Genomic DNA, 26,555 nt, shown 5'->3' with positions numbered 1-26,555 from the left:
CGCAGGAAGCACTCGACTGCGCCTGCGGGCTCTACCTCAACGACTACACCGCGTGGCTGCAACCCCCGACGAACTAACGGGCGTGACCACTAGTGCTGTGGCCGTCGACCTTTGCCCCGTGTTCGGTGGTCAGACGGGTGCATCGTGGCGCCGGCCCCGCGTCCTCATCCTGGTTGGCTGTGGGCGTGGGGCCGGTGCCGCGAGGCGCCCCGCTGAGCGCCGAAGACACGGCGAAGGTTGGCGGGTCACGGCACTAGAGCCGGACGAGCATCTTTCCGGTGTTGTCCCCGCGCAGCACACCGAGAAACGCCTCGACGACGTTGCCGAAACCGTCCACAACGGTCTCGTCGACGATCACCGAGCCGTTCTGGATGTGAGGCACGAGGAAGCGTTCGAACGGTTCACGCGCGTCCAGGTGCTCGCGGACCAGGAAGCCCTCGACGCGCAGGGTCTTGAACATCACCTCGGCCAGGTTGTGCGGCGCGGCCGGGGGAGCGGAGCTGTACTGGGCGATCGCGCCGGACCACGCGACCCGGCCGTGCGGGCGCAACGACGAGATGGCCGCCGCGAGGTGGTCGCCACCGACGTTGTCGAGGTAGACGTCGATCCCGTCGGGAGCGGCCGCGGCGAGCTGCGCGCCGACCGGGCCCTCGCGGTAGTTGAACGCCGCGTCGAACCCGAGCGCGTGCAGGTGCGCGACCTTCGCCGCGGACCCGGCGCTGCCGATGATCCGCCGCGCCCCCAGCAGCCGGGCGATCTGCCCTGCCGCGCTGCCGACCCCACCGGCGGCAGCGGACACGAACAGGTCCTCGCCCGGCTGCAGGCGGGCTACGCGGGTCAGTCCGACGAACGCCGTCAGGCCCGTCCCGCCCAGCACGCCGAGATACGCGCTCAACGGCACCCCGTCGGCCTGGTCGACGCGACGGAGGTCCGCAGCGCCTACGACGGCGTGCGTGCTCCATCCGTTGCGGTGGAACACGGTGGTGCCGACCGGGAACTCCGCCGAACGCGACTCGGCGACCTTCCCGATCGCCCGGCCCTCGAGCCCCGCCTCGCCGGTGTCCATCAGCTGCCGCATGTACGGGTCGACCGACAGGTAGACGTTCTCGACCAGCACCTGCCCGTCGCCGAGGACCGGTAGCTGCTCGGTGACGACGGTGAAGTCGTCCGCGTTGGGCGTGGCCTCAGGACGGCGCACCTGGCGGACGGCGAGGAATGAGCTCATGGCGAGAAACGTAGGGAGCACCCAGTCTGGTGCGGCAGATCGCGAAATTGATTGATCCCCGCGTTCCATGAACCGCGTTCATGGATAGTGGAGACGTGGACCTGAGCCCGGCCGAGCTGCGCCTGCTGATCGCCGTCGAAAGCACCGGCAGCTTCACCGCCGCCGGCCGCGAGGTGGGCCTCTCGCAGTCCGCGGTGTCGCACGCCGTCCGGGAGAGCGAACGCCGCGTGGGAGCCGTGCTGTTCGAACGCGGCCGCAAAGGCGCGCGCCCGACTCCCGCGGGCGAACGGGCACTCGTGCACGCCCGGCAGATCCTGCGCCAGCTCGAGCTCCTGCGCAGCGAGGCCCGCGGCGCGGCGGCAGGGTCGATCACCGGCCCGGTCCGCATCGCCGCGTTCCGCACCGCCGCCGCACACCTGCTGCCACCCGTGCTCGACCGGCTCACCACCCGGTTCCCCGGTCTGAGGCCGCAGGTCCTGGTCGTGCCGGAGCTGGGCCGCGGGACGGCGGGCGAGGTGGCGGACGGCCGCGCCGACCTCGCCATCGCGACCCTCGACGACAACGCGGAACTGCCGGGCCTGCGGCACGGCGAGCTGTTCACCGAGCCGTACCTGCTGGTGCACCCGGCAGGGCACGCGAACCCGCGCACCCTGCCGTTGCTCGACTGGCCCGAGAACTGCTCCTCCTACACGCGGCACTGGTGGGCGACCCAGGACTGGCTGCCGCCGCGCAGGCTCGACGTGGCCGACGACAGCGTGGTGCTGTCGATGGTGGCGCAGGGCATCGGCATCGCGATCCTGCCGAAGCTGACGTTGCTCACCCCTCCGCCGGGCGTGGAGATCGTGGACCTCGGCCCGGACCGTCCGACGCGCAGGCTGGTCCACGTGACCACGGCGGCGGCCAGGCACTCCCTGGCCGTCCGCGAGCTGATCCGCGAGCTCCGGGCACCCGCCTCGATCAGCTGATGATCTCGATGTAGCCGTCGGTCCCGTGCACGCGGATCCGCTGCCCGTCCTGGATGAGCCGCGTGGCGTTCTCGACGCCGACGACGGCGGGCAGCCCGTACTCGCGAGCGATCACCGCACCGTGCGTCATCACGCCGCCGACCTCGGTCACCAGGCCCGCGATCGCCACGAACAGCGGTGACCAGCTGGGGTCCGTGAAGGCCGTGACCAGGATGTCGCCCGGTTCCAGGTCGGCGTCCGCCACGTCGAGAACGACCCTGGCCCGGCCTTCGATCGTCCCCGCGGACACCGGCAGCCCGACGATCGCACCGGCCGGCAGGTCGTCGCGCCGGTACGAGCCCGAGATGGTCTCGCCGTCCGACGTGAGCACCCGCGGCGGCGTGAGCGCCTGGTACGACCTGAACGCGTCCTTGCGGCGAGCGATGAGGTCCGGGTCGGCGACCTGGGTGCGCACGACTTCCTGGAGCTCCTGGAACCTCAGGAAGTAGATGTCCTCCTTCTCGCCGAGCACACCGGCCCGCACCAGGCGTTCGGCCTCGCGCAGCAATGCCTGCTTGTAGACGAAGTAGCGGCTGACCATGCCGTACTTCGGGTACTCGCGGTAGCCGGTGTACGTCCGGACGCGGTCGATCATCCGTTTCGTCTCTTCGGCCTTCTGCTCGCCGTCCGGCAACGCCCGCAGACGCTCCAGCACCTCCTGCTCCTTGGCCGCCGCCTCCTGCCGGCCCTGCTCGAAACGCCGCGCACCGGCACCCGGCTCGAAGTTCCTGATGTTGGTGAGCAGCATCGGCAGGAGCGTGCCGGGGTGCTCGCTCCACCGCGGCCTCGTGATGTCGATCTCGCCGACGCAGCGCATCCCGTACCTGTCGAGGTAGGCCACGATGGCGTCGCGTGCCTGCCCTCCGCCCGCGACCTCCGGCAGCCGGTCGAGGAAGGTGTCGTCCTCGGCCTCCTGCAGGAACGCGACGACTTCGGGATGCGGGCGGAGCGCGTCGGCGACGTCGAGCAGCGCCAGCCCCATCTCCGAGGTGACGTTGTGCGGGACGGACTGCGTGAGCACGTCGGCCGCGTTCTTCTCGCCCAGCCACTCCTGCAGGTGGTCGTTGAGCCACCACGTCGTCTGCATCCCGGCCATGATCGCCTGGTGGCTCAGGGGGTCGAACAGGATCCGCCGGAGCTCCTGGAAGTCCTCCAGGATGAAGTCGAGCAGCTCGGGCCCCGACTTCTCGGCGACGGCGAGCTTCACCGCCGCGATGGACTCCTCGCTGCGCGAGATCAGCCCGGTGACGATGGCAGGATCGGTGTCGATGGTGGACGGCGCGACGCCCGGAATCGGCAGGCCGGGACTGTCGGCCGGCAGCAACGGGACGAAGCCGTCGCGGGCGAGGACGGTCTCCAGCGCGTCGCGGACCAGCGGATCGGACTTCCCGGACACCTCCAGGAACCCGGCGCGGCTCACCGGCGCGGCGAGGATCGGCGTGACGTCCACGAACAGCCGCCCGCCGGCCTCGGCCATGGGCCGCATGGTCGTCAGCTGCCACACGGACAGACCGAGCGGCGTCATCGCGTCGGTCATCATCTGCTGATGGCCGACGGACACGTAGACGTGGTTGTCCCCGTCGTCGACCTCCGGGACGGGGAACAGCGTCGTGATCGGCCTGCTCTGGACGATCTGGAAGCCGTCGTCGGCCAGGCACCACTCGATGTCCTGCGGACGCCCGAAGTGCTCCTCGATCCGCCGGCCGAGCTCCGCGAGCTCCAGGACCTGCGCGTCGGTCATCACCTCGGCGGTGACCGTCCTGTCGATGATCTCCCCGTCGCGCACCTGGTAGCTGTCGGCGTTCACCAGGCCGGACACGAACGCCTCGCCGAGCCCGGGAACCGCCTCCACACGGGTGATTTTCCGGTTGGACGTGAGGGGATCGGCGGTGAAGAGAACACCGGCGGCGTGCGGGGCGACCATCTCCTGCACCACGACGGCCATGGTGACCTTCAGCCGGTCGAACCCGTTGCGCAGCCGGTAGGCGACAGCGCGGTCGGTGAACAGCGAGGCCCAGCACAGGCTGACGTGCCGCAACACGTCAGCGGCCTTGACGTTGAGGTACGAGTCCTGTTGACCGGCGAACGACGCACCGGGCAGGTCCTCGGCGGTGGCACTCGACCGGACCGCGTACAGGCCCTCACCGAGCGCCGAGGTGATCTCCGCGGCCAGGTCGTCCGGAATGGCGATTCCTTCGATGATCTTCCGCATCTCGGCCGGGGTCAGCTGCTCGTCAAACGCGTCTTGCACGACGTGCGAGAACGCCTCGGTCGTCACCACAGACCCGGCAGGCACGCTGATGCCGTCGACCCGCGTCAGTTCGCCGAGGTTCGCTCCTTTGCCTCCGGCGGTCGCGATCTGAGTCTGGTCGGTGTCGTGCAGATCCAGTACATAGGTCCCCATGGCCGCAGAGTGTGCGGCACAACGGGGGTCTTGCCACAAGACCCCCGGTGCGCTATAAGTTGAACATGGCGGGGAGAGAGATCTCCTCGCTTTTGTCGTTCCTCAGGTCAGTTTCGGCGCCGAGTTGTACGCCTCCGCGAGCAGCCGCGGGGTGCGGACCGAGCGCTGCGGGTTGATCGTCACCGTCCTGGTTTCCCCTGGCAGCAACCAGAAGTAGTTGTCGCTGTACAGGGTCGGCAGCACGCGGTCGGTCCCGTTGCGCTCCCGCAGCGACAGCCGGACCATCGCGGCCACCGTCTTGCCGGTGTTGCGGATGGTCGCGGTGTAACCGTCCTTCGTGGAGACCAGAGTTGTAGCCAACTGGGTGTACGCCAGCTGGTTGAGCGCGTGCATCGACGCTTCCGTGCGGTACCGCCAGTAGGTGTTCTCGGAGATCTGCTTGCCCTGGGCGTCCGTCAGCGTGAGGCGCATCAGGTGGAACGCAGGCAGCGCGTCGTCGAACGGCACGGTGAACAGGGTGGGGGCCGAGAACGCGCCGACGTCGAGCTTCTGCTGCTGGGCCTGGCCGATCGGCTTGCCGTCCAGCCCGTGCAACTGCGCTTTGACCGTCACCCCGGTCAGCGCCGAGGCGGTGTGGTTGACGGCGGTGACCTGCCAGGTGGTCGGGTTGGCCTGCACGTGCCGTTGCTCGCAGCCCTTGCGTGAGCCGTAGTAGCTGCCGTTGACCTCGAGGTCGTAGTCGTAGGTCTGCCACACCGTGCTGTGCCACGCGGGGTGCGACATCCACAGCAGCACGCCGGTGGCGTCGTTCCACAGCCTGGTGTTCCAGGCCTCGAAGATCGCGCGCATGTTTTCGTAGTTCACGAACTGCGCCTTGCGGCAGAACTCCTCCAGGCTGCTCGACGGCGCGAGCCGGGCGTCGATCGCGCCCTTGTAGCCGTTGGGCTGCTGGTTGCTGTTCTCCGACCAGTCGTGCAGGTACCAGGCGTCCCCGATGGGCCAGCCGGGATTTCCCTGGCCGACGAGGTTGCGCATGCTCTCCACCACGGACACGGTCGGGAGGCCGATCTCGCTCCAGAAGCCGAACTTCCCGCCCGTGGCCTCGCCGGTGGCGTACGTCTTCGGGTCCACCCACCGGTAGGTGCCGTCGCCGGTGATCACGCCGCTCGCCGAGTTGGGCTGGTAGAGCTGGTCGGTGTTGGTGCTGACGATCTCCCGCAGCACGCTGTCCACGGAGGACGGCGGGCTGCCCTCGTTGCAGCCGAACCACAACGCGGCGCACGCGTGCGATCGGTAGCGCAACACGGTGTCCTTGGCCTGCGCGAAGAACGTCTCGTGGTTGGCGGGGTCGGCGGACCAGCCGAGCCAGAACTCGTTCCACAGCAGGATGCCGTACTTGTCGCAGGCGTCGAAGAGCTCCTCGCGGTACGACGAGCCGACCCAGTTGCGGATCAGAGTGAAGTTCATGTCCTTGTGCAGTGCGACCGCGGCGTCCGCGCGGGAGGCGGGCATGCGGCGCAGCAGCTCGTCCCAGCCCCAGCTGCCGCCGCGGGCGAAGATCTTGACGCCGTTGACGATGATGACCAGCGGTTTGGGCGAGTTGTCCTTCGACGCGACGTCTGTCCAGGTCTGGCCGTCCTGAGAGACCTGGATCTTGTAGGTGGCCGCGTAGGCCGTCTCCCAGCGCAGCTTCACGCGGTCGAACGACGTCGTGGCGCCGAGGTCGACCTGCACCCACTCGTTGTCGTTGTAGTTCGAGGTCCACCGCGACTTCGGGTCGCCGTCGGTCACGGCGCCGGGCGAGGTCCAGTCGGCGGCGGACGAGGCGTCGGCGGTCTTGCCCAGCGCGAGGTCGTTCTCGGGGTTCTTGCTGTCCAGAACGGACAGTGTGAAGAGCGAGAAGCCCCAGTTGGTGGCGCGCTTGCCGCCCTGCATTCGGACGTAACGGGCTTGCTGCGCGGGGAAGTCGACGGTCTGCTCGGCCGCGCCGTCGACGATCGTGATGGGCAGCTCGTACTGGTAGGTGATCTGCCGGATGCCGAACTTCAGCTTCTTCCTGTCGCTGACGGCGGTGCCCTTCGCGACGGTCAGCGTCAGCTCGTGCAGCGCCGGGTCGCCGTACCCGTTGGGCCACCACAGCTTCGGGTTCTTGATCCGCAGCTGGGAGTGGGTGGACGGGGCGAACTTGACCGAAGCCTCGGAGTTCGCGGGCACGGTCACGGTGCTGCTGACCGAGATCCCGTCGAACGCGGCGGTCACGGTGACGGTCTGCGCGGTGGCCTCGACGTTGCGGACGGGCACGGTGAACGTGACCTCGGCGGTCGAGGAGTCCGGCAGCACGGTGTCGATGCGCGGGTCGCCGATGACCACGGCACCGGTCGAGCGCAGGCGGACGTGGTTCCAGATGCCCGAGGCGCGGTCGCGGACGGCGGGCATCCAGTCCCAGCCGGACACCGCCAGGTACGTCGGCGAGTTCTTGAACATCGTGCTGTTCGCGCCGACCCACGCCTCGCCGCGCGGGCCCTTGTCACCGGGGCTGCCGGGGAACGGCATCGGCGCGATCCGCACGGCCAGGTTCTGGTCGCCTTGGCGCAGCGCGGTGGTGATGTCGAGCGCGGCCCGGCCGAACGGGTTGGTCATCGCGCCGATCTTGGCTCCGTTGAGCCAGATCTCGGCTTCGTGGTTGATGCCGTCGAACTCCAGCCAGACGTGCCGGCCCGCGCTGACGTCCAGCCCGCGCGGCAGGCCGAACGTGCGCCGGTACCACCACGCGTGCCGGGACAGGGCCTCCGGGACCTTCAGGTTGTTCATGCCGTACACCGGGTCCGGCAGATGTCCCTGTTCGACCAGGGAGGCGAGCACCGTGCCGGGCACGGTCGCGGGCACCCAGCCGCGCGTGTCGACGTTCGGGCCGGACAACGCGGCACCGTCCTTGGCGGGCGCGAAGTCGTGCATGGTCAGCACCCAGCCGGACTCGAGCGGCACGGACCCGTCGGCGGCAACGGTGAGCGCGGGGCTCTCGTGGTTCTGGACCGGCCAGTTGGTCCAGCCCTTCACCGCCGGCCGGTTGTCCCTGCTCGTGCCGTAGACCTGGAAGCCGTTGAGCCCCAACGGGTTGCTCGTCGACCTGCGAGAGGCGGAGAAACGGACCCAGCGAGCCCGGACGGCGGGCGTCAGCGGGATGGTGACCACGGCCCCGGCGCCGGACTCGGTGCGGTAGACCGTCCTCCAGACCCGTCCGTCGTCGGACACGTCGAGGTCGAAGACCACCGCGAAGCTGGAGAGGATCTCGGTGCCGAGGGTGTCGGCACGCGAGGCGTTGGCGTCGAACGCGGGATCGCCCGGCTTCGCCTCGAACGTCAGCACGACCGAGCTGATCTCGCAGCGGCCCTGCAGGTCGACGATCATCCACTGGCCGTCGCCCTGTCCTGCCCGCCAGCCGGAGCCCTGCACGCCGACCTGCGCCAGACCGTCCACAGCGAACTCCGCCGCGGTGGCCGCGTAGTCGGTGGACGACACCGAGACAGGGCGGAACAACGCCAGATCCACGGCCTTCTCCTGTGCTGTCGCCTGTTCCGGTGCGGCCGGCGCGGCACCGGGCACCAGCACGCCCAGCCCGAACCCGGCGAGCAGCCCGCCGCCCAGCGTGAGCGCCTGCCGTCTCGAGACGCCGTCGCCGAAGTCCTGCGTCATTGCGAGCTCCGATCCGCTTTCCTGACAACGTTGGCAGGAAGCTTCAGCGGCGTGAGCTGGGCGCGTCAACAAGACAAGCGAGACAAGAATCAGCGAGCAGGACATCGATGTCATGGACCGGTCGGAAAACCGGGACCGTTCGGGTTCGTTCGCACTCCTGAACAGGCGCCGCGGGGTTTCGGACGGCCGCCAGCGGGTATGTGACGGAGGTGCGAAGGCGTCGCTGGCTGGTACTTGTCATCGTGGGGGCGGTCTTGCTGGCCGTCGTGCTGATAGGGGTGTGGCCGCTGACCACAGGTCAGTACCGGTCCACTGTGGAGACGAGCGTCCAGGACGCGGTGTCCTCCGTCGGAACCGCCCGTCTCGCCGGCCAGACCGCCTTGCGCGGCAAGGCCTTCCCGCCGTACGAGTCCACTGTGGTCGAGGACGCGCGCAAGGCGGTGGTGACGGCGACATCGGACATCGCCTCGCTGGAGGTGCCCGACCAGGACTCCGCGCAGCTGCGGGACGAGGTGTTGCCCCTGCTGCAGGACTCCGTTCGTCTCATCGGTGATCTGGGCGCCGGGCTGGACGACGACGACCGGGCTGCGGCCGACGCCGCCGTGACCGGTCTGGTGTCAGTGGGGGACCGGCTCGCGGGCGTGCTGGAGGGACTGCGGTGAAGCGACTTCTGGCCGTGACGCTCGGTATTCTCACCGCGATCGGCGGCTTCGTCGACATCGGCGACCTGGTGGCGAACTCCGAGACCGGCGCCAGGTTCGGCATGCGGCTCGCGTGGGTCGTGCTGGTCGGCGTCGTCGGCATCTGCGTGTACGCGGAGATGGCGGGGCGGGTGGCGGCGATCAGCGGGCGCCCGGTGTTCGACCTCGTCCGCGAACGGCTCGGCCCGCGGGTCGCGCTGGCGAACCTGGCCGGCTCTTACCTCGTCACGCTGCTCACGCTCAGCGCGGAGATCGGCGGTGTCGCGCTCGCGATCCAGCTGGCCACCAGCGTGCACTACCTGCTGTGGGTGCCGATTGTGGCGTTCGTGCTGTGGGTGGTGCTGTGGCGGGTCAAGTTCGAGCCGATGGAACGCGTGTTCGGGCTGACCGGGCTCGCACTCGTGGTGTTCGTCGTGGCGTTCATCGCGCTCGACCCTCCGTGGACGCAGCTGGCGGACCAGGCGACGACCTTCGGCCCGCCGCAGCACGAGGACTGGGGTACCTACGGGTTCTTCGCCGTGGCGTTGTTCGCCGCGGCCATGACGCCGTACGAGGTGTTCTTCTTCTCGTCCGGCGCCGTCGAGGAGAACTGGTCGGCGCGTGACCTGACGACGGAGCGGGTGAACGTCTTCGTCGGCTTCCCGCTCGGCGGCCTGCTGTCCCTGGCGATCATGGGCTGCGCGGCCGTCGTCTACGAGCCCGCCGGCATCCACGTCGACACCCTCGGCCAGACCGCGCTGCCGGTAGCGATGACGCTGGGCAAGCTCGGCCTCGCCGTGGTGATCCTCGGCTTCTTCGCCGCCACGTTCGGCGCGGCACTCGAAACCGGGCTCTCCGCCGGGTACACCGTCGCGCAGTACTTCGGCTGGCAGTGGGGCAAGCTCGTCCGCCCGCGGCAGGCCGCGCGCTTCCACACCGTCGTGCTGGTGAGCATCCTGCTCGGCGTCGCGTTGCTGCTCACCACCGCCGACCCGATCGCGGTCACCGAGTACTCGCTGGTGTTCAGCGCCGTCGCGCTGCCGTTGACCTACCTGCCGATCCTCGTCGTCGCCAACGACCGCGACTACCTCGGCGACAAGGTCAACAGCCGCTTCACGAACGTGCTGGGCGTGTCGTACCTCGTGGTCATCCTCGTCGTGGCGGTCGCCGCGGTGCCGCTGATGATCCTCACCGGGATGGGAGGGTGAGCGTGCGGATCGACTTCGACCTGCTGGACCGCCAGATCGTGGACCTGGACGGCTACCTCGTCGGCAAGGCGGACGACGTCGAGCTCGGCGTGACCGAGGACGGCAGGCCGTTCGTGGCCGCGATCCTCGTGGGTCAGCACGCGCTGGGCAAGCGCATCGGCGGCCTGCTGGGCCGGTGCATGGCGGCCGTCGCGCGCCGCCTGCACACCACCGGTGACCCGCGGCCGCTGCGCATCCCGATCGACCGCGTCGCCGACGTGGGCAGCGCGATCCGCCTGAACGTGCGGCAGGAGCTGCTCGACACCCCGGCGCTGGAACTGTGGTTGCGCGACAACGTGATCGGACACATCCCGGGAGCGACCGATGCTGGCCAGTGACCTGCTGGGACGAACCGTCCGTGACCGCGCCGGACGCCCGCTCGGGCGGGTGGCGGATTTGTTGACCGAGGCTGACGAGAGCGGCCGGCACCAGGTGGTCAAGGTGCTCGTGACGCCGAGGTGGCGGGGGCGGCTGCTCGGGTTCGAACGGCCTGGGATCCAGCGGCCGTGGGTGCTTGAACGGCTCGCGCGTGTGCTGCACCGGGGCACGCGCGAGGTGGCGTGGGAGGACGTCGACTGGTGATCGCGGCGGGCCCGGTGCCTTCGGGTCTGGTGGGCCGAATCGGTGGACCAGGCCATCATTCGGACATTCGGCCCGAACTGGGGCAACAAGACCACTCTCTGCGGTATCTCTGTCACTGAGGGCAACATCGCCCCTCTGACGCAGAACAAGGGGAGTTCGCGTTGAAGAAATCCATTCTCGCCGCTGGGCTCGCGGCCGCCGTGGGGGTCACCACGGCCGCTGTGCCTCCGGCACTGGGGGAGTCCACCGCACCGCAGCAGGTCAATGCGGGTGCTCTGACGACGACGGTCACCCTGATCACGGGTGACCTCGTGCACGTGGCCAACGGGCAGGTGCAGACGCACGCGGCGAAAGGCCGTGAAGGCGTTCGGTTCCACCACTACACCGACGAGCGGGGCGATCTGCACGTCATCCCGCTCGACGCTGAGCCGCAGATCTCGGCGGGCACGCTCGACCAGCGGCTGTTCGACGTGTCGCTGCTCGCGCGGTCTGGTTACGACGACGCGAGCCGCGCCACGATCCCGTTGATCGTCCAGGGTGGTGCGGGGCTGCGTTCGGCGGACGCGAAGTCGTTGCCCAGCACCGGTGCTTATGCCGTGACTGCCGACAAGAAGAGCTTCTGGTCGGCCGCGCGGACCACGGGCGCGGCCAAGGTGTGGCTCGACGGCAAGATCACCGCCTCGCTCGACCGCAGCGCCGCGCAGATCGGCGCTCCGCAGGCGTGGCAGCAGGGTTTCACCGGGTCCGGCGCCACGGTCGCCGTGCTCGACACCGGCATCGACACCACGCACCCCGACCTGCAGGGCGCGGTGGTGGAGGAGAAGAACTTCAGCGCAGCCGCGACCACCGACGACAAGTTCGGCCACGGCACCCACGTCGCCTCCACGATCACCGGTGAGGGCAAGTACAAGGGGATCGCGCCGGACGCCAAGCTCGTCAACGGCAAGGTGCTCGACGACCACGGCAGCGGCACCGAGTCCGGCGTCATCGAGGGCATGGAATGGGCCGCCGGCAAGGCCGACGTGATCAACATGAGCCTCGGCACCAACAGCCCGAGCGACGGCACCGACCTCGTGTCGCAGGCCGTCAACCGGCTCACCGCCGAGCACGGCGCGTTGTTCGTGGTCTCGGCGGGCAACTCCGGCGGCCCGGTCGCCTCACCCGCGGCCGCCGACTCCGCGCTGACCGTCGGCGCGGTCGAGCGCGACGACAGGCTGGCGGGCTTCTCCAGCCGCGGCCCGCGGCTCGGTGACGGCGCGATCAAGCCGGACATCACCGCGCCCGGCGTCGGCATCGTCGCGGCGAAGGCGAAGAACGGCACCATCGGCGACCCGGTCGACGAGGGTCACGTGGCCCTGTCCGGCACGTCGATGGCGGCACCGCACGTCGCGGGTGCCGCGGCGATCCTCGCGGCGAAGAACCCCGCGTGGTCTCCGGCGGAGATCAAGACCGCGCTGATGAACAGCGCCAAGCCGTACCCCGACTCGGGCGTCTTCGACCAGGGCGCCGGACGTGTCGACGTGGCCCGCGCGGTCACCACGAGCCCGTCCGCCACCCCGGCCAGCCTCAGCTTCGGCACCGCACGCTGGCCGCACACCGACGACCAGCCGATCACCAAGAAGATCACCTACCGCAACACCGGCACCGAGCCGCTGACGCTCGACCTGACCGTCGCCGAGCAGAAGCCGGCGTCTGGCGTGTTCAGCGTGTCCCCGGCGAAGCTGACCGTCCCGGCGGGCGGCACCGCCGAGGCCTCGGTCACCGCCGACACCCGCGTGGCGGGCCCGGACGGTGCCTACGGTGCCGCGGTGGTCGCCTCCAACGGCGCCCGCGTGCCGATCGGCGTGCACAAGGAGGAGGAGAGCTACGACCTCACGCTGAACTACGTGGACCACGACGGCAAGCCCGCCAAGGCCGGCCGTTACCTGCTGCTCAGCTTCGACCGCAACCCTGCCCTGTCCGGTGATGCGCCGACCGGAACGGTGACGATCCGGCTGCCCAAGGGCCGGTACTTCCTGACCTCGTACTTCCAGACGCCCTCCGCCGACCCGAACACGCGCGGCAAGATCACCGTGGCGTACGAGCCGTCCATCGAGGTCGCGGGCGACAAGACCATCACCTTCGACGCCCGCACCGCGAGCGCACCGTCGATCACCGTCGACCGCCAGGACGTCTCGGTGGCGAGCGGGCAGCTGACCGTCTCGATGAGCGCGGAGAACTTCGGGTACGGCGGCGGCTGGAACGCCGGCGACTGGAAGGACTTCTACATCCGCCCGTCCACCACGTCGGACGCGGGTTTCGTGTGGTCCGCGAGGAGCGTGTTCGCCAGGAAGAACGCCGACGGCGGCTTCTACGGCAGCCCGTACCAGTTCCACTCGCAGGCCGCGGGCAAGGACAGGATGCCCGCCGCGATCAAGCACGCCGACCGCGAACGGGACATGGCGAAGGTCGACGCCACGATGAAGGCTCGCGTCCCCGGCTCGATCGGAAGCCGCAACAACGGCGTCCAGGGCCCGCTGCCGTTCAAGCTGACCGAGTACTACACGCCCGGTGTGGCGTGGAGCCGGTCGATGGTCGAGGAGGACGACCCGAACGCGCTGCCGACCGTCATCAGCGACTCGAACACGAAGACGTACCGGCGCGGCGCCAGGAGCACCGAGCAGTGGAACACCGCCGTGTTCGGACCGGGCTTCCCCGCGGTCCCGGACGAGGCGACCGGGGCGTGGGGCGCACGGCTGGGCGACCAGCTGTTCGTGAACGCGCAGGTGTTCGCCGACGGCACCGGTGAGCACGACACCTTCGACTTCGGCCGCAGCACCGGGCGCACCACGCTGACCGCCAACGGCAAGGTCGTCGCCGAGACCGCGACACCGGGCCAGCTGTTCACCCCGGTACCCGCGGCGAAGACCGCGTACCAGCTGCACACCGAGGCCGGCCGAGTCCCGGTGCCGTCGAAGGTGACGGCGGACTGGACCTTCACGTCCGAGACCGTCACCGGCGACCAGGCGAAGATCCTTCCGTTGCTCGCGGTCAAGTTCGCGCCGAAGCTCGACGACCAGAACCAGGCGCGGGCGGGCAGCCTGCTCACGATCCCGGTGAGCGTGCAGCGCAACGGTGCCAAGGCCGACGTCACCGACGTCCGCGCACCGCAGGTTCAGGTCTCCTACGACGAGGGCAAGACCTGGCAGCGCACGGTCGTGTTCCGGGCGGGCGGCAAGTGGCTGCTCACGCTGCTGCACCCGGCGAACGCGAAGTCGGTGTCGTTCAAGGCGAAGGTCGGTGACGCGCAGGGGTCCGTCGACCAGACGGTCATCGGGGCCTACACACTGAAGTGACGTGGACCGGGGAGGGGCTGCCTGCGCGGCCTCTCCCCGGCCATGGCCGCAGCTCACCTGAGACCGCCGCGGGGTCTCAGGTGAGCTGGCGCGTTCAGACAGCCTCGACGGCCGTGCTCACGCCGGCCAGGAACGCCTCCCACGCGGCGGCCAGCGCCTGTTCGTCGTCGACGAGGGCCGCCGATCTCGCTCATCGCGTCCCCCAACACCCGCCAGGTGACCGCGCTCGCGACCGCGACGACGGACCGCTCGGGGTCGCGGTAGTCGTGCAGCACGCCCTCGCAGCTGCGGCTGGTGGCGTGAGGGACTCGCCACTCCACCACGGCCCTAGTCGCTCCTGCTGAAGTTTCCAAACGACTACTGACTGATGACCCGAATCGAGAAGCAATGGACAAGGCATCCGTCGCGCGCTTCATGCTGCTGGCACTGCTGTGGGGGAGCAGCTTCACCTTCATCAAGGTGTCCCTCGAAGGTCTGACGCCGACTCAGCTCGTGCTGAGCAGACTCATCCTGGGCGCGGCGGTGCTGCTCACGATCGCGGCCGCCCGCAAGGTCGCCCTGCCGCGCTCCGTCCAGGTCTGGGGGCACATCGGCGCCGCCGGGCTCTTCGGGAACGTGATTCCGTTCCTGCTGCTGTCCTACGGGGAGAAGACGACCGGCGCCGGCATCGCGGGAGTCCTCATCGGAGCGACCCCGCTGCTGACACTCGCGCTGGCTACGGCCGCTTTGCCGACCGAGCGCGCCACCTCGCGCAAGGCGGTCGGCCTGGCGCTCGGCTTCGTCGGCGTGGTGCTGCTGATCGGGCCGTGGCACGAGTCGATGGGCGCGCTCAGCGGGCGGCTGGCCTGCTTCGGCGCGGCCATCAGCTACGCGATCGGCTTCGTGTACGTGCGGAAGTTCCTCTCGCCGCTCGGCCTGGCGCCGCTGTCGCTGGCCGCGTCGCAGCTCGTGTCGGCGGCCGTGTTGCAGGCGTTGGTGACCCCGTTCTTCGACTGGAAGGTCCCGCACCTCACCGCACCGGTGACGTTCAGCATCGTGCTGCTCGGCCTGCTCAGCACCGGCCTGGCCTACGTGCTGTACTTCCGCCTCATCGGTGACGTCGGTGCCACCACCGCCTCCGCGGTCAACTACGTGGTGCCGGTGTTCGCGGTGCTCATCAGCGTGCTGTTCCTCGGCGAGCCCGTCACGTGGAACCTCCTGGCAGGCGGCCTGGTCGTGCTCGTGGGTGTGGCCTACGCGGAGAACCGGGTCGCGCAGCTGCGCAAGAACGACCCCGTGACCACGGGAGCCGTCAGGTGAACCCGCGGGCGCTGCTCAGCGTGCTCGCCGCGGACCTGGACATGATCCTGGACCGCGACCCGTCGATCCAGTCGCGCAGCGAGGCGTTGCTGCACCCCTCGGTCCTCGCGATCTGGGGCCACCGCGTCTCGCACTGGCTGCACGTGAGAGGGCACCGGCGCGGCGCCCGCCTGGTCATGGTCATCGCCAGGTTGCTCACCGGGGGCATCGAGATCCACCCCGGCGCGCAGATCGGGCGGGGCTTCTTCATCGACCACGGCGCGGCCGTCGTGATCGGCGAGACGGTGATCATCGGCGACGACGTCACGATCTTCCACCAGGTGACGCTCGGCGCGGTCGGGTGGTGGCACGACAACCAGCGGCCGGAGGGGTCCCGCCGGCATCCGAAGCTCGGCGACCGGGTGGTCGTCGGGGCCAACGCGACGCTGCTCGGCCCGATCACCGTCGGCCACGACTCCGTGGTCGGTGCCCAGGCTCTCGTCATCCGCGACGTGCCAGCGGACTCGCGCGTCTTGGCGCCGTTCTCCATCCCGAACCTGAGGTCGAGCCGCAGCGTGGCGAAGGCGGCCCGGCCTCGGCAGTCCGTCGTGGTCGCGGGACAACGGCACAAGGGCGCGGCCGTGTTCCCCAGCTGGTGACACCTAACCGATCGGAGAGTTCGTGGACACCCGAGTCAGTCAGCCGCTCACCGCACGACCGCCCGCCCAGTCGCTCGAGGACCTGATCGGCGGCACCCCCACCGTCCGGCTCGACCTCGGTGTGACGACCGCGAACCTCTACGCCAAGCTGGAGATGGCCAACCCTCTGTCCAGCGTGAAGGACCGCGCCGCGCTCTACATGATCAACGGCGCGGAGCAGCGCGGGCAGCTGACCAGGGGCTCGGGCACCATCGTCGAGGCCACCTCGGGCAACACGGGCATCTCGATGGCCGCGATCGCCGCCGCCCGCGGGTACCGGTGCGTGATCGTCCTGCCCGACAGCGCGACCAGCGAACGCCTGCAGTTGCTGCGCGCGTTCGGCGCGGAGATCGTGCTGACGCCGCACCAGGAGGGCTACGCGGCGGCGATCGCCAAGGCCGAGGAGATCCACCTCGAGCGGCCGGGGTCGTGGTTCGCCTGCCAGCACGAGAACTCCGACAACGTGGCGGCGCACTACGCCACCACCGGCCCGGAGATCTGGAACGACACCGACGGCGAAGTGGACGTCTTCGTCTGCGGTGTCGGCACCGGCGGGACGCTCAGCGGCACCGCCCGCTACCTGAAGGAACGCAACCCCGCGGTCCGCGTCGTCGCGGTCGAGCCGGAGGGATCTCCCGTGCTCAGCCAGGGCTGGGGCGGCCTGCACCGCATCCCCGGCCTCAACGGCGGTTTCGTCGCGCCGACGACCGACGTCGACCTGATCGACGAGGTCCTCACCGTGTCCAACGAGGACGCCTACAGCACGGCGCGCGAGCTCGCCCGCACGGCGGGGCTGCTGGTCGGCGTCTCCTCCGGCGCGGCGGCGCACGCCTGCCGCGTGCTCGCCTCCCGGCCCGAGTACGCGGGCAAGAACCTGGTCACCGTGTTCCCGGACACGGGCGAGCGGTACCTCTCCTGGTTCGACCAGGACGACGCAGCCATCAACGAGGAGTGAACAGACATGACCCAGTTGTCCCGCATCCTGCTTCCCGGCGAGGGCGAGTCGGTGCAGATCGGCACGACCACCCACACCACCTTCAAGGCCCAGGGCAGCGAGACGGACGGGAAGCTCGGCCTGTACGAGCACCGGATGGACCCCGGAGCCCCCGGCGCCTCGCCGCACGTCCACAACGAGCAGTTGGAGGCGTTCTACGTCCTGCACGGCCTGGTGGAGCTCCACCTCGACGGCAAGTCGTTCGCCGCTCCTCCCGGCACCTACGTGAACGTGCCGATGGGGGTGTCGCACGGGTTCCACAACCCCTACCAGGACCAGGCCACGATGCTCATCATCTTCACGCCCGCGCTCAACCGCGAGGAGTACTTCAGGGGCCTCGCCGAGATGTACGCGGACGGGCGCAAGCCGAGCGAGGACGAACTGCTGGCGCTGATGGCGAAGTACGACCAGTTCGAGGTGACGATGGACGGCAAGGACGCTCCGGCGAACTGGGGCCGGCACTGACCGTCACCCGGTGCGCACGCGGGACAGGACCTGCATGGCGTGACGTTCCGCGTCGGCCAGTTCGGTGAGGATCGCGGAGGCGCGGGCCAGGTGGTCCGCGTCGCCGGTCTCTCCCGCGACGGTGATGTGGTGCGCGACCTCGGTCCACAGTGGAGCGATCTCGGCGTACAACCGGTGGCCGTGCGCGAGGTTGTCGTCGTCGGCGATCGCGGTGGCTTCGGCGAGGAAGTCGCGGTAGAGGGCGCGGAACAGTGCGCCGCCGGTGCCGCCGCGTTCCATCAGCGTGGCGGCCAGGGGAAGGTCGCGGGACGGGTCCTCCGACCGGTCGAGCCACAGCGTCACCTGCCGGGCCGCCTTGCCGATGCCGCGGTGGCCGAGGTTGGTGATGGGCGGGTTCAGGAAGGCGTGGGCGTTGTTCGCGATCGCGTTCCTGATGGCGTGGCCCAGATCGGGCAGGCCGGCGGGACACGCGAGGGTGTACGAGAGGTTGCGGGCGGTCATCGGTCCGCGTTCGCTCCGGGCCTGACCCAGGCTGGTGAGCGAGGTCGTCACGGCGCCGCCCTGTTGTGCGGTGTCGACCAGGTGGGCGTGAGTGTCGTCGTAGCCGTACATCGCGACGAAGCGGCCGCCGAAGTGGACTTTCGCGGTGAAGTACTCGAGGTGGTAGGAGTCCAGCTGCAGGCCGACAGGACGTCCCGCGGCGAGGGCGCTGGTGACGTGCTGCCAGGCCTTTCGTGGCGAGGCGGTCTCCTGGACGTGCAGCGTCAGGCCCAGCCGGTCGGAGGCGGTTCTGGTGAGAGCGAACGGTTTCACGCGTCCGCCGAGGAAGGGGAACGCCATGTTCCTGGCGTCCCAGTAGACGAAGCCCAGACCCTCACCGAGGCCGAACAGCATCGGCTCGGACATCTCGACACCCTCGTGGCGCAGCAGGGCGCCGAAAGCCGTGGTCTCGCAGTGCTGACCCGAGGGGAACGAGACGTTCTCGATGATCATCGGCTCAGCCTGCACCCTCTCACCGTGTGAGGGTCAATCCCCGGTGATGGTCAGCGTCAGGCCCGAGTCGGCGACCATGACGACGACGTGCTGCCCGCTGCGCAACTCGCCCCCGAGCAGCGCCCTGGACAGCTTCCGGTCGAGCTCCTTCGCGATGGTGCGGCGCAGCGGCCGGGCGCCGTACTCGGGGACGTAGCCGCGCGACGCGAGCCAGTCGACGGCCTCGTCGTGCACCTCCAGCGTGATGTTCTGCTCGCTCAGCCGCTCACGGGTGCGTTCGAGCAGCAACGCGGTGATCTGCCGCAGCTGCACGGAGTCCAGGCCGCGGAACAGGATGATCTCGTCGAGGCGGTTGAGGAACTCCGGGCGGAAACGACGGCGGACCGCCGCCATCAACGGCTCCCGCAGCTGCTCGACCGGGACGTCCGTGGCAGCCGCCGCGAGCAGCTGGTCGGCGCCGATGTTGCTGGTCATGATGATCACGGTGTTGGTGAAGTCCGCGGTGCGTCCCTGCGCGTCGGTGAGCCTGCCCGCGTCCAGCACCTGCAGCAGCGTGCCGAAGACGTCGGGGTGCGCCTTCTCGATCTCGTCCAGGAGCAGGACCGAGTACGGCATTCGCCGGACCGCGCCGGTGAGCTGACCGGCGTCCTCGTAGCCGGCGTATCCCGGTGGCGCGCCGATCAGCCGCGTGATCGTGTGCTGCTGCGAGAACTCGCTCATGTCGAACCGGATCAGCTTGTCCTGCGCACCGAAGAGCGCCTCGGCCAGCGCCCGTGCGACCTCGGTCTTGCCCACCCCGGTCGGGCCGAGGAACAGGAACGAGCCCACCGGCCGGTGCGGGTGCTTGAGTCCGGCACGGCCCTGCCGGACCGCGTCGGCCACCGCCTCCACCGCCTCGTCCTGCCCGACGATCCGCTGGTGCAGGTGGTCTTCCAGGTGCAGCAACCGGTGCCGTTCGGCCTCGGTGAGCTGGGCGACGGGGATGCCCGTGCTGCGCGAGACGATCTCGGCGACGTCGTTCGCCCCGACCTCGGGCGCGTCGGCCAGCGCGGCCTGCGCGGCCTCCAGGTCGGCGATCGCCTGGGCCAGTTCGTCGTCGAGCGCGTTCTCGCCCTGTGCGGCGGCCTTGTCCCGCTTGAGCCGCCACACCCGCTGTTCGAGCCGCACCGGATCCGGTGGCATCGGGGACTTCTCCCGCAGCCGGACCCGCGCGCCCGCGCGGTCCACCAGGTCAACGGCCTTGTCCGGCAGGAACCGGTCGGTGACGTAGCGGGCCGACAGTTCCACGGCCGACACGATCGCCTCGTCCGTGATCCGCACCCCGTGGTGCATCTCGTACCGGGTGCGCAGGCCTCGGAGGATGGCGATCGTCTCGGCGGCCGACGGTTCGGCGACCAGGATCGGCTGGAACCGCCGTTCCAGCGCGGCGTCCTTCGCGACGTGCCGCCGGTAGTCCTCGACCGTGGTGGCTCCGATGACCTGGAGCCTTCCGGTCGTCAGCATCGGTTTGAGCATGTTCGCGGCGTCCATCGGCGCGCCCTCGGCACTGCCCGCGCCCACCACGGTGTGCAGCTCGTCGATGAACAGGACCACCATCCGGTCCGTCGCGGCCACCTCCGCGATGACGCCCTCGAGCCGTTCCTCGAACTCGCCCCGGTACTTCGCCCCGGCGACCATGCCCGCGAGGTCCAGCGAGATCAGTCGCCTGCCGGTCAGGGTGGCGGGCACGTCACCACTGGCGATCCGGGCCGCGATGCCCTCGACGATGGCGGTCTTGCCGACCCCCGGATCCCCGATCAGCACCGGGTTGTTCTTGGTGCGCCGCGACAACACCTCGAGCACCTCGTCGATCACGTCGTCGCGGCCGATCACCGGGTCGAGCAGGCCGTCCCGTGCCGCCGCGGTGAGGTCGCGCCCGTAGTGGTCCGTGCGCCGCGTCGCCGACTGGTTCTGCCCCAGCCCGCCGAACAGCTTCCCGACCAGCTCCTCGAAGGAGTTGGACCCGAAGCCGAACACCCAGTCTTCCGCCACCAGTCGTGCCTCTCCGCTCGGATGAAGGCTCCCGTCTCCGATCCTCCCCCTCGTGGCTCAAGAACACAGACCAGACGCCGTCCGGGCAAGGTCCACGAGGACATTGCCCGGACGGGTCAGTCTCTAACCTGCCGCGACGACGATCGTCTCGGCCACGCGCTCGTTGTCGGCGGGGTTGTCGTCCTCACGCCCGTCCAGGCGGACTCGCGCCTTCAGCGTCGCCTTGCCGATCGCCGCGTCGTCCGCGGAGTAGGTGTACGTGAACGGCACGACCGCCGTGCTGTCCTTCGCCACGTGCTGACGAACCGTGCCGACGACGTTGTAGTAGCCGTCCACCCTGCGGCGCAGCAGGTCGACGACGACGTCCTCGGCGTAGCGGGTGCTGGTGACCGAGACCTCGACCTGTGCGGTGTCGCCGGCTTTCGCGGTCGCGGGTGCGGCGACGTTCGACACCGTCACGTCGTGCGTCTCGACCTTGATCTTCTGGGTGGAGGTGCCGGTACGACCGTCGGACGTGTGCCCGGTGATCGTGACCTCGTACTCGCCGTCGGTGGCGTACCTGTGCGAGACCTCCGGCTGGCCGGGGCTCAGGGCCGCGGCGGGCGTGCCGTCGCCGAACCGAACCTCGCCGCCCTGCAGACGGCGGCCCGCCGGGTCACCCGCGTCGATGCCGAACCGGACCTCGTCGAACACGCCGGGCTGCTCCGGCGACACCCACCACGCGGTGGGCTTGATCTGCGGCGCCTCGGTCAGCCGCAACGTCAGCGGCATCGCGCCGTAGATGCCGTCCGCGACACGGAGGTAGTAAGTCTCACCGGCCGCGGCGGCGAAGACCGCCGGGTCGTGGCTGGTCTGCAGGCAGTCCACCTCGGTCAGCGCGTTGACCGCGGTACCGCGGTAGACCGCCACCGCCGCGGTGCTGCTGCGCTCGGTGACCTTCGCCGCGACGAAGCGGGCGCGGTCCGCGGTGTAGCGGAACCACACCGACCGGGTGGAGGAGCGCTCGCACCCCGGCCTCGTCTCGCCCGTCTCCAGGGTGGCGGGACCGGCGTCCGCCGTGACGTCGGTGTCCAGCGGCACGTCCACGGCCGCCGCGAAGTCGTCGTTGGCCGCCCTCGGCACGAGCTCGACACCGAACGCGACCGGCCCGGCGAACCGCGTGTCCTGCAGCAAGAAGTGGTAGGTGGTGCCCGCCGTCACCGCGAACGTGTTCGAGCCGCCGCCGTGCGGGTACTGGCAGGCGCCCGGTGTCCACGTCAGCGCGCCGCGCTCGCCCGTGAAGGCGGAGATGGCGGGCTTCTCGTCGTCCGGCCGGTCGGTCGTCATGCGCACGAAGCCGTCCGCGGGCGCGGTGTAGCGGTACCAGACGCTGCTGGTGCTCCACCAGCAGTTGGACGGGTCGTCGTTCCCCGCCGTGCCGCCGGTGGTGTCCACAGTGGACGTGAACGGGAGCGAGGTGATCGCGGTGGCGCCGGCGAAGTCGTCGTTGGACGGCGGTGCCGCGTGTGCGGTGCCCGGTGCCAGTGCCGCGGCCAGTGCGACCGCGGCACCGATGATCATTGCGCGCAAATGAAACCCCAGTTGCCGTAGGCCGCTTCAGCGCGGCCTCTCTTGATCAGGAGACGCGCGCCGGTGCGCGGAGGATGGCTCCGGCGGGGAATTCGATCATCTGCCGCAACGGCCGTGCGGCCAACGGGGTGACTCGGGTTGATCATGGGGGCAGCGCGGCGCCTCCTCGGTCAAAGGTCTTCCGGTGCAACGGTTTCCGTGGTCCGCATTGACCACCGCCGGTGTGCGGGTCTACGGTGCAACTAGTTTCATGTAACTAGTTACAGCGAGGATGGGCAGGAACTTCGGGGAGGGTGAGATGCGGGTCGTCGTGGTGGGTGCCGGTGTCTATGGAGCCGCCGTGGGAGCGGCGCTGGTCCGGCGCGGGGCGGAGGTGACGGTCGTCGACGGTGGCATGCCGGGTTCGGGAACGTCCGGCGCGACGTTCTCGTGGGTCAACTCCCGCAACAAGCAGCCGCTCGTCTACCACGACCTCAACCTCGCGGGAATGGCGGCGCACCAGCGGCTGGCGGCCGAGGTCCCGCTCGGCGACTGGTACCACGGTGGCGGCGGCATCGAGTGGACCGCCGACGAGGAAGGGCTGAGCACGAAGGTCGACGCTCTTCTCGCGCGCGGCTACGAGGCCAAGCTGCTGACCCGTGCCGAGGCGCTGGACCTGGAGCCGGGCCTCGTCCCGGACCGGCTCCCTGCCGACGGGATCGCCTACTACCCCGGCGAGGCGTGGGTCGAGCCCACGCGGTTGATCGCACATCTGCTGTCGAGGGGTGCGGATGTGGTGGCCGACGACGCCGTGGTCGGGCTGGACGTGAGCGGTGACGTGGTGCGGGCCGTGCGGCTGGAGTCCGGGCAGGTGCTCGCCGCGGACGCGGTCGTGAACTGCGCGGGGCCCCAGGCTGCCGAGGTCGCCGCGATGGCGGGGCTCGCGCTGCCGATGCGCAACCTGCCCTGCGTGCTCGTGCACACCACGTCCGTCGCGGTGCCGGTGTCGAGGGTCGTGCACGCTCCGGACGTGCACCTGCGACCGGAGCGGGGCGGGCGGATCATGCTGCACTCCGGCGAGGTCGACCAGGGCGGGCAGGGCGCCGTCGAGAAGCTGGTGCGCGACGCCGCGTCGGTCTACCCGGCGATCCGGGCGGCCGAGAGCGTGCACACGGGACAGCGGCCGATTCCCGGCGACGGGCTGCCCGTCCTCGGGCGGGCCACCGACGTGCGCAACTACTTCTTCGCGGTGTCGCACAGCGGTGTGACGTTGTGTCTGCACGCGGGCGAGCTCGTCGCCGGCGAGGTGCTCGGTGACGACCGGGACGAAGCGCTGGCGCCATTCCGCTTCGAGCGGTTCGAGGTGTGGCGATGACGACCGTCGTGCGTGGCTGCGACCTGGTCGACGGCCGGGGCACCGAACCCCGGCGCGGGGTCGACGTCGTCGTCGAGGGCGACACGGTCCGGGAGATCATCGAGCCGGGCAACGGCGACTACCCGTCGGCGGAAGTCGTTGAGGCGTCCGGGATGCTGGTGATCCCCGGCCTGATCAACAACCACACGCACGGCACGGCGTACGGTCCGCTGTTCCCCAGCGGCCACGAGCCGTTGCCGATCAAGCAGGTGAACGCGAACCTCGACCGGCATCTGCTGGAGGGCACTACGACACTGCTCTGCGTCGACGGGTTCATCACCGCGGAAGCCGTTGCCAGGACGGACGAGGCGCATCCGGTCAACGTGAAAGCGGCCTCCTGCAACACACCCGCGTGCCTGGAGGCGGCGACGATCGCCGACGGAGGCGGGCTCACCGCGGCGGACAGGGCGTTCACCGCACGGCAGGCCGTCGCCGAAGGGGCGGTGGCGCTGGGGGAGATCGGCGCGGGGCACACGCTCGGCGGTGGCGGGGCGAGCTACCTGTACATCCCGCAGCAGATCGCCAGGCGCACGGGGGTGCGAGTGACGGCGTGGCAGGCGAACCAGTTGAAGGTCGCGGTGCTGGGCAGGCACATCAGCACGTCGGAGTTCGACCGTGACGCGGTGGAGGAGGCGTTGGCGGGCGCGGAACTGACCGGGAGGCTGGCCGTCGAGGACGTCTGCGAGATCGTGTCGGGCGTGGTGCTGCCCGCGTTCGACGTCGCGCTGCGCGGCCTGGCCGAAGCGGCGGAGCAGGGCAGGGAGCTGGACGTCCCGGTGCTGGTGCACAACGCGGCCGCGTCGATGACGCAGGTCGGTGCGATCGCCAGGACGGACGTGCGGCTGGTCGCCGGGCACTCCAACCACCCCAGCTTCACCCTGCGAGAAGGCCTCGAGCACGCGGAGCGGTTGAAGGAGAGGGGAGTGGTGATCGACGTGTCCATTTTGGACACGTTCCGCGGCGGCCGGTCGGACCTCGGGCCGGAGCTGCTCTACGCGATGTTCGAGGCCGGGCTGGTGGACACGATCTCGACCGACTACGCGGCCGGGAACCACGACCCGATCCTGCTGGCGATCGACCGGGCGACGAAGGCGGGCGTGGTCGGCCTGCCCGCCGCGGTCGCGATGGCCACGTCCGCCGTCGCCGACACGTTCCCGGGGCTCGCGCCCCGGCGTGGCCGGATCGTGCCGGGCGCGATCGCCGACCTGGTGGTGGCCGACCCGGCGGAGCTGGACAATGTCCTGACCGTCATGATCGACGGCAGGATCGTGGTGCGAGCAGGCAGGCGGGTCACGGATGAAGCGAGTGACGATCGGTGACGTGGCCGCCCACGCGGGAGTGTCCACGGCGACGGTCTCCCGTGTGCTGAACGACGGTCTCGTCGCGGAGTCGACGGCGGCGAAGGTGTGGGCGGCCGCGGAGTTCCTCGGCTACAGCCCGAACGCGTTGACCAGGAGCATCTTCGCCGGGCGGTCGAGCACGATCGGTGTGGTCATCCGCGACCTGAGCAGCCCGTTCTACCTGGACCTGATCCGGGGGATCGACGAGGTGGCCGCGGCCAGCGACAGTCCGGTCATGCTGGCCAGCACCTACCGCCGCGCCGAGCGGGAGGCCGCCCAGGTGCGGGCGATGGACCAGCACCGGGTGCGGGGCCTGGTCATGACCGCCGACGAGACCGCGGACAGCCACGCCCGGCAGATGGCGGAGAACGGCACGCCGTGTGTGATCGTCGCGCGCACGGTGCCGGGACTGCATTCGGTCAGCCTGGACGACGCTGCGGCCGGACGGCTGATGGCCGCGCATCTGGCCGACTGCGGCCGGGCACGGGTGGGGATCGTGAGCGGCAGCCATCGGCCGACACAGGTGAAACGCGTGGACGGGCTGCGGCAGGGGCTCTCTGAGCGCGACCTGCCGCAGCCCGAGGAAGTGCTGGTGGGCAACGAAAACGAGGTGGACGGCGCCGTCGGTTCGTTGCTGCAGCGCAACGACGCGATCGTGTGCACGACGGGCCGGCTGACCGTGGCCGTCCACGCGGCGTTGACGGCACGGGGTCTGCGGATGCCCGACGACATCGGGTTCCTGACCATGGACGACTTCGCGTGGGCGGGCACGCTCGGGATCAGCGTGGTCGCCCAGCCGTCGTACGAGATGGGCCGCAGGGCCGCGGAGCTCGTCGTCGAGGAGCCCTCGGCCCCGGCGCGGATCGTCTTCCAGCCCACCCTCATCGCTCGCGGGTCGTGCTGATCGTCAGCCGACCTCGTCGATGTAGGAGGTACCGGCAGCGGCGTGCGGCCCGTACCGTTCCCACTCCTCGCGCAGCCGCAGGCGTCCCTCGGACGTGAACTCCGGCGTGTTCACCGTGTGCCCGCAGATCACGTCACCGTTCTCGAGCACCATCGTGTATCCCATGTGGAGGGTGCCGTCCGGGGCGCGCGTCCCGGCGATCGAGCCGCGGCGGACCTTGCCACCGGCGAAGTCGGCCCACACGAGGTCGCCGTCCTGGTGGTACTCGGCGACGGTGTGCGGGTCGCTGTCGGGCTTGCGGAACCTGCGGCCGTTGTAGTCGATCACGCGAGGAACTCCTCGGCCATGACACCGTCCCACCAGATCGCGTAGTAGGAGAAGTCCTCCTCGTGCGGGTTCTGGATGTGGTGGTCCACGTCGGCGGGCATCAACGCCAGGTCACCTGCCGCCAGCACGTGGGTGTCCCCGCCGACGACGACCTCGGCGCTGCCCGCCATCGCGATGAACAGCTCCTGCTCGCGGTGCTGGTGGGTGTCGGTCCGGTCGCCAGGGCGCAGCACGCACCAGGCGCCGCGGAACGGCGTGGCCAGGCCCGGCCACGGGTGCAGCAGCTTGAGGTCGAGCCCGTGCTCGCGGACGAGGTTCTCGGGCTCGCTCCTGCGGAAGTCCACTTTGTCCGGCGGCATCCCCAACTCCGATCGACGTTCGGCGACGACGCGG

Annotated in this window: 22 protein-coding genes; 13 read left to right on the top strand and 9 right to left on the bottom strand. The window is 70.1% G+C overall.

Going from position 1 to position 26,555, the window contains the following annotated elements:
* Positions 1-253 precede the first annotated feature (253 nt).
* Entirely contained in the window at positions 254-1,225 is a 972-nt protein-coding gene (locus tag ABZ345_RS07095) for an NADP-dependent oxidoreductase (protein WP_359843844.1), read from the bottom strand.
* Between the two features lie 95 nt (positions 1,226-1,320).
* Here ABZ345_RS07095 and ABZ345_RS07090 point away from each other — a divergent pair, with 95 nt between their 5' ends.
* A complete protein-coding gene (locus ABZ345_RS07090) occupies positions 1,321-2,190 on the top strand; it encodes a LysR family transcriptional regulator (RefSeq protein ID WP_359843842.1) in 870 nt (289 codons plus the stop codon).
* On the opposite strand, the gene rph is transcribed toward ABZ345_RS07090, so the two are convergent.
* Together rph and ABZ345_RS07080 are read right to left on the bottom strand one after the other, a co-directional pair.
* Positions 2,183-4,633 (bottom strand): rifamycin-inactivating phosphotransferase, encoded by a 2,451-nt coding sequence (gene rph / locus ABZ345_RS07085; RefSeq protein ID WP_359843840.1) that lies wholly within the window; start codon positions 4,631-4,633, stop codon positions 2,183-2,185. The genes ABZ345_RS07090 and rph overlap by 8 nt on opposite strands.
* 102 nt (positions 4,634-4,735) lie before the next feature.
* Entirely contained in the window at positions 4,736-8,326 is a 3,591-nt protein-coding gene (locus tag ABZ345_RS07080; protein ID WP_359843839.1) for a discoidin domain-containing protein, read from the bottom strand.
* Between the two features lie 242 nt (positions 8,327-8,568).
* On the opposite strand from ABZ345_RS07080, the gene ABZ345_RS07075 reads away from it, so the two are divergent.
* The 5 genes from ABZ345_RS07075 to ABZ345_RS07055 all read left to right on the top strand — a co-directional run bounded on the left by ABZ345_RS07075 (position 8,569) and on the right by ABZ345_RS07055 (position 14,170).
* A complete protein-coding gene (locus tag ABZ345_RS07075; protein WP_359843837.1) occupies positions 8,569-8,988 on the top strand; it encodes a hypothetical protein in 420 nt (139 codons plus the stop codon).
* Complete coding sequence (locus ABZ345_RS07070) at positions 8,985-10,214, top strand: divalent metal cation transporter (protein ID WP_359843835.1); 1,230 nt, start codon at positions 8,985-8,987, stop codon at positions 10,212-10,214. The genes ABZ345_RS07075 and ABZ345_RS07070 overlap by 4 nt, the downstream gene beginning before the upstream one ends.
* A gap of 2 nt (positions 10,215-10,216) precedes the next feature.
* On the top strand, positions 10,217-10,591 hold the full coding sequence (locus ABZ345_RS07065; protein WP_359843833.1) for a hypothetical protein: 375 nt from the start codon (positions 10,217-10,219) through the stop codon (positions 10,589-10,591).
* Positions 10,578-10,835, top strand: coding sequence for a PRC-barrel domain containing protein (locus ABZ345_RS07060; RefSeq protein ID WP_359843831.1), 258 nt, complete (start codon positions 10,578-10,580; stop codon positions 10,833-10,835). Before ABZ345_RS07065 ends, ABZ345_RS07060 begins: the two co-directional genes overlap by 14 nt.
* A gap of 161 nt (positions 10,836-10,996) precedes the next feature.
* Complete coding sequence (locus tag ABZ345_RS07055) at positions 10,997-14,170, top strand: S8 family serine peptidase (RefSeq protein WP_359843829.1); 3,174 nt, start codon at positions 10,997-10,999, stop codon at positions 14,168-14,170.
* 53 nt (positions 14,171-14,223) lie between these two features.
* Here the strand turns inward: ABZ345_RS07055 and ABZ345_RS07050 are convergent, their stop codons facing one another.
* Positions 14,224-14,586 (bottom strand): PAS domain-containing protein, encoded by a 363-nt coding sequence (locus ABZ345_RS07050; protein WP_359843827.1) that lies wholly within the window; start codon positions 14,584-14,586, stop codon positions 14,224-14,226.
* On the opposite strand from ABZ345_RS07050, the gene ABZ345_RS07045 reads away from it, so the two are divergent.
* From ABZ345_RS07045 to ABZ345_RS07030, 4 genes are read left to right on the top strand one after another with little or no spacing between them, the layout of a single operon-like run.
* Positions 14,558-15,469: a DMT family transporter gene (locus ABZ345_RS07045; protein ID WP_359843825.1), complete on the top strand. Its 912-nt coding sequence runs from the start codon at positions 14,558-14,560 to the stop codon at positions 15,467-15,469. The two genes, ABZ345_RS07050 and ABZ345_RS07045, sit on opposite strands and share 29 nt — an antisense overlap.
* Complete coding sequence (gene epsC / locus ABZ345_RS07040) at positions 15,466-16,107, top strand: serine O-acetyltransferase EpsC (RefSeq protein WP_359843823.1); 642 nt, start codon at positions 15,466-15,468, stop codon at positions 16,105-16,107. Before ABZ345_RS07045 ends, epsC begins: the two co-directional genes overlap by 4 nt.
* Positions 16,108-16,129: 22 nt before the next feature.
* Positions 16,130-17,101, top strand: a complete 972-nt coding sequence (gene cysK, locus ABZ345_RS07035) for a cysteine synthase A (protein WP_359843821.1) — start codon at positions 16,130-16,132, stop codon at positions 17,099-17,101.
* A 6-nt stretch (positions 17,102-17,107) separates the two neighbouring features.
* Positions 17,108-17,605, top strand: a complete 498-nt coding sequence (locus ABZ345_RS07030; RefSeq protein ID WP_359843819.1) for a cupin domain-containing protein — start codon at positions 17,108-17,110, stop codon at positions 17,603-17,605.
* 3 nt (positions 17,606-17,608) lie between these two features.
* Here ABZ345_RS07030 and ABZ345_RS07025 read toward each other — a convergent pair whose 3' ends face one another.
* The 3 genes from ABZ345_RS07025 to ABZ345_RS07015 all read right to left on the bottom strand — a co-directional run bounded on the left by ABZ345_RS07025 (position 17,609) and on the right by ABZ345_RS07015 (position 22,189).
* On the bottom strand, positions 17,609-18,598 hold the full coding sequence (locus ABZ345_RS07025) for a BtrH N-terminal domain-containing protein (RefSeq protein WP_359843817.1): 990 nt from the start codon (positions 18,596-18,598) through the stop codon (positions 17,609-17,611).
* A 33-nt stretch (positions 18,599-18,631) separates the two neighbouring features.
* Positions 18,632-20,629 carry an AAA family ATPase gene (locus ABZ345_RS07020; protein ID WP_359843815.1) on the bottom strand — a complete coding sequence of 666 codons (1,998 nt, stop codon included), beginning with the start codon at positions 20,627-20,629 and terminating at the stop codon, positions 18,632-18,634.
* Positions 20,630-20,752: 123 nt separating this feature from the next.
* The gene (locus ABZ345_RS07015) at positions 20,753-22,189 is read right to left on the bottom strand and encodes a PKD domain-containing protein (protein WP_359843813.1); all 1,437 of its coding nucleotides are present in this window, start codon (positions 22,187-22,189) and stop codon (positions 20,753-20,755) included.
* A gap of 307 nt (positions 22,190-22,496) precedes the next feature.
* Here ABZ345_RS07015 and ABZ345_RS07010 point away from each other — a divergent pair, with 307 nt between their 5' ends.
* The 3 genes from ABZ345_RS07010 to ABZ345_RS07000 are packed head-to-tail and all read left to right on the top strand — an operon-like array spanning position 22,497 to position 25,835.
* Complete coding sequence (locus tag ABZ345_RS07010; RefSeq protein ID WP_359843811.1) at positions 22,497-23,552, top strand: FAD-binding oxidoreductase; 1,056 nt, start codon at positions 22,497-22,499, stop codon at positions 23,550-23,552.
* A complete protein-coding gene (locus ABZ345_RS07005) occupies positions 23,549-24,910 on the top strand; it encodes an amidohydrolase family protein (RefSeq protein WP_359843809.1) in 1,362 nt (453 codons plus the stop codon). The genes ABZ345_RS07010 and ABZ345_RS07005 overlap by 4 nt, the downstream gene beginning before the upstream one ends.
* Positions 24,888-25,835 (top strand): LacI family DNA-binding transcriptional regulator, encoded by a 948-nt coding sequence (locus ABZ345_RS07000; protein ID WP_359843807.1) that lies wholly within the window; start codon positions 24,888-24,890, stop codon positions 25,833-25,835. Before ABZ345_RS07005 ends, ABZ345_RS07000 begins: the two co-directional genes overlap by 23 nt.
* Before the next feature lie 3 nt (positions 25,836-25,838).
* Here the strand turns inward: ABZ345_RS07000 and ABZ345_RS06995 are convergent, their stop codons facing one another.
* A complete protein-coding gene (locus tag ABZ345_RS06995) occupies positions 25,839-26,162 on the bottom strand; it encodes a hypothetical protein (RefSeq protein ID WP_359843805.1) in 324 nt (107 codons plus the stop codon).
* Entirely contained in the window at positions 26,159-26,521 is a 363-nt protein-coding gene (locus ABZ345_RS06990; RefSeq protein ID WP_359843803.1) for a cupin domain-containing protein, read from the bottom strand. The genes ABZ345_RS06995 and ABZ345_RS06990 overlap by 4 nt, the downstream gene beginning before the upstream one ends.
* Between the last annotated feature and the right edge of the window lie 34 nt (positions 26,522-26,555).

This window comes from Lentzea sp. NPDC005914 (genome assembly GCF_040629405.1).
Taxonomy (GTDB): domain Bacteria; phylum Actinomycetota; class Actinomycetes; order Mycobacteriales; family Pseudonocardiaceae; genus Lentzea.
Note: the sequence above shows the minus strand (reverse complement) of the source record. Positions and strands in the feature narration are given on the sequence as shown.